This window comes from Mycobacterium sp. M26 (genome assembly GCF_001494595.1).
Taxonomy (GTDB): domain Bacteria; phylum Actinomycetota; class Actinomycetes; order Mycobacteriales; family Mycobacteriaceae; genus Mycobacterium.
Genome location: NZ_LN929905.1, coordinates 1 through 3,166, shown reverse-complemented (window position 1 = coordinate 3,166; position 3,166 = coordinate 1). Strand labels below are relative to the sequence as shown.

Below are 3,166 nucleotides of genomic sequence, written 5' to 3'. Positions count from 1 at the left end.
GGCAAGAACGCAGCCGGGCGGGCACTGCTCACGACGGGGGCGGGGTCTGCGCCTGCACCCGGATTCACCCCGCCGGAACTCAACGGGCGGGTCGGCACCATCGAGATGTTCACTGCCACGCCGGAAGCCCGGCTGAAGTTCAGCAAGGCCGACACCGAATTCACCGCGGACCTGACTGCCAGTCCGACCGCCTACGAATGGGGCGTCAACGGCTTCTTCCCGAAGAACAAGCCCTTCACCATCAAGCAGGGCCAGCAGGCCACCATGACCTTCACCAACAACACCAGGATGTGGCATCCGATGCATCTGCACGGGCACACGTTCCAGATGCTCAATGCCAACGGGGATCTCGGCGCTCGGAAGGACACCGTGATCGTCATCCCCAAACAATCGGTGAAGATCGCGATCCTGGCCGACAATCCGGGGTACTGGCCGCTGCACTGCCACAACACCTATCACGCCGAAGCGGGCATGATGTCGACCTTCGACTACCTCACCTGAGTCTTACGAGTTGCTGACAAGCCCGATTCGGGTTTCTGCCAACGGGTTCGGTGATGCGAATCTAGGACCAGGAGGTCACTGATATGACGGGCATGACGGCAACCACCGGGCGCGGTCCTATCAAAGCGCTGGTGGTCATCACGTACCTGGCCATGGTCACGATGAACGCACTGGCCAATGCGCTGCCGCTGAACGGCCGCAACACCGGGGATGTGTCCGACGCGTACCCCAGTCTGTTCACCCCGGCCGGGATCACGTTCTCGATCTGGAGCGTCATCTATCTGCTCCTGGGCCTGCACGTGCTCTATCAACTCGGCCTGTTCCGGGAAACCACACCCGATGTCGGGCGCACCGCGCTGCTCAACCGGGTGGGGGTGCTGTTCGCCATCTCGTCGTTGGCCAACACCGCGTGGATCTTCGCCTGGCACTACGACATCATTCCGCTGTCGGTGGTGCTGATCGTGGTGATCCTGCTGTGCCTGATCCTGATCACCGACACCGTGCGGGTCGCGAATCTGACCCGGCGTGAAAAGTTCTTCATCGCAGTACCTTTCAGCGTCTACTTCGGCTGGACCACGGTGGCGACGGTGGCCAACGTGACCGTGCTGCTGGTCAGCCTGAAGTGGGATGGCTTCGGTATGAGTGCCGCGGCGTGGGCGACGATCATCGTCTTGGTGGCGATGGCGATCGGGACGGCCACGATGCTGCGCAACCGGGATGTGGCCTACGGCCTGGTGTTGATCTGGGCGTTCGCCGGCATCCTGCTCCGCCAGGTGTCTGGCCTGGACAGCCGCTACCCGGCGATCATTGCCGCGGTGATCGCGTCGCTGGTGATCTTCGTGGCGGCCGAGGCGGTTGTGCTGCGTCAGCGCGAGCGCTTGCCGGCGTAGCCTTCGGCGCTCGCCTCGCGGCGGCGTGCGGCCGCTTCGGCGGTGCGGAGTCCTTGATCACGGCCGGGGTTCCGTCGCTGTGCACCAAGGTGCCGCCGGGTGCCAGGTGCGGGCCGCCGGTGGGGGTGAGCTCCGAATAGCCCTCGTTGATCAGCTGGTTGAGTTCGGTGTCGATCGCCGCGATCAGTTTCGGGAAGTACGGCTCGAGCAGGTGGGGGAGCGCCGGGGTCTGCTGGATGGTGTAGGTCGTCGTCACGCCGCCCCGGGAGTTGACCGCGGTGCTGATGTTCTGGGCCGGGACCTCATTGTGGATCACCTGTTGCGCGGCCAGGCCGTAGTGGTCGGTGCCGTGGTAGACGATGCCGCCCGCCAGGGCGTTGAGGTCCGCGGCGAGGTTCCACGGCCGGTCCGGCCAGCTGGCCACCCCGTCGTACTGCAGTTTGATGACGGAGACGTCGTACGGCGTCTCGGCGATGGGCTTCGCGGTCTGGTCGGTGAACAGCACGAAGTTGCCCACCGGAAGGTAGGAGAACAGACCGCCGGGCCGGGCCGGGTCGGCGATCACCTCGAACCGGACCTGGTTGGGATCCGGGGCGGTGGGGTCGACGGCGAGCGCACGCAGTTCCTGCTCGACCACCAGGGAGCCGAGTGATTCACCGATGACGAGGACCTTGCCCTGGGTTGCGGCGTCGCGGATGGCGGCGTCGAGCTTGGGGACGCCGGCGGCGATCGACTGGGTGCCCGTCGGGCTGGTCAGGCCGGTCCACGGCCACAACCCGGCCGGATAGTCGACTTCCTGCAGCGTGTAGCCGTCCGGTACCCGGCGCATGACGTCGGAGGTCGAGAGCTCGGCGCCCTGCGGCATGGCCCCGTGGATCCAGATGACGGTGTCCGCGCCGGCCGACGGTGCGGTGATGAGAGCGGCAGCGATTGCTGCCAGGCCCAGCCGTGCGACGGCCATCATGTTTCCCCCGATCAGCACGGTGATGGTTCGCCCGCGCCCCCCAAATTAACGATAGCGTTGATAACGATTGCTGTCTTGGGTGGGTGATGGCGGATACTATTGCTCGCATCCCACAAAAGGAGTGATCATGGGCTTCCGGCATACCTCAGTCCGCATGGCGGCCGCAGCGTCGCTGTGCGTCGGGGCGTTGCTGACCCTCAGCGGTCCGGCCCTTGCGGCTCCCGGCGACGACGACACGATCCTGCCCGCCGAGGGGCAGCTCCGCGCGCAGAACGCCAGCAACCCGTCTGACCTGCAGGGCTTCCTCAACAGCCTGACCCAGTCCTGGAACGACACCTTCGGTCGGCAGCTGGACGCGGCGCGTGAGACCGCAGTGCAGCAGGCGAACTCCAACATCGCGGTGAGCGTGGCGACCCCGATCGCCAACGGTGCAGCCGGCGTGGTGTCGGGCGCGGCCTCGGGTGCCGCTTCCGGCCTGTTCTACCTGCTGGCCCAGAACCTCGGAAACACCTCGGCGGCGTCGGCGTCGACGTTCGCACTGCCCGCGGCCTCGGTGGCGTCCATGCCGGCCTTCAGCGCGGCCTCGCTGCCGTCACTGAGCCTGCCGCAGGCGCCAGCGTGGAGCCTGCCGGCGATGCCCTCGCTGAGCCTGCCGCAGCTGCCTCCGCCGCCAGCGATCGGGCTGCCGCAGTTCCCGGCCATCGGTCTGCCGCAGTTGCCGCCACCTCCGCCGATAGGGCTGCCTGAGTTGCCGCCGCCGCCGTCGATCGGGCTCCCGTCGCTGCCCTGCATCATCTTCTGCCTGCCGCAG

3 protein-coding genes and 1 pseudogene are annotated in these 3,166 nt (G+C 66.7%); 3 read left to right on the top strand and 1 reads right to left on the bottom strand.

The features are described 5' to 3' along the window. Both BN3385_RS00045 and BN3385_RS00040 read left to right on the top strand, forming a co-directional pair. The coding region (locus BN3385_RS00045; protein WP_156432462.1) for a multicopper oxidase domain-containing protein at positions 1-501 on the top strand (501 nt) is incomplete at its 5' end. Positions 502-593: 92 nt separating this feature from the next. Next, the gene (locus tag BN3385_RS00040) at positions 594-1,391 is read left to right on the top strand and encodes a TspO-related membrane protein (protein ID WP_059013918.1); all 798 of its coding nucleotides are present in this window, start codon (positions 594-596) and stop codon (positions 1,389-1,391) included. On the opposite strand, the gene BN3385_RS00035 is transcribed toward BN3385_RS00040, so the two are convergent. After that, positions 1,306-2,352 carry a PE-PPE domain-containing protein gene (locus BN3385_RS00035; protein WP_197415097.1) on the bottom strand — a complete coding sequence of 349 codons (1,047 nt, stop codon included), beginning with the start codon at positions 2,350-2,352 and terminating at the stop codon, positions 1,306-1,308. The genes BN3385_RS00040 and BN3385_RS00035 overlap by 86 nt on opposite strands. 130 nt (positions 2,353-2,482) lie before the next feature. Between BN3385_RS00035 and BN3385_RS00030 the strand changes: the two are divergent. Continuing rightward, a pseudogene (locus BN3385_RS00030) lies at positions 2,483-3,166 on the top strand (hypothetical protein); the annotation flags it as partial.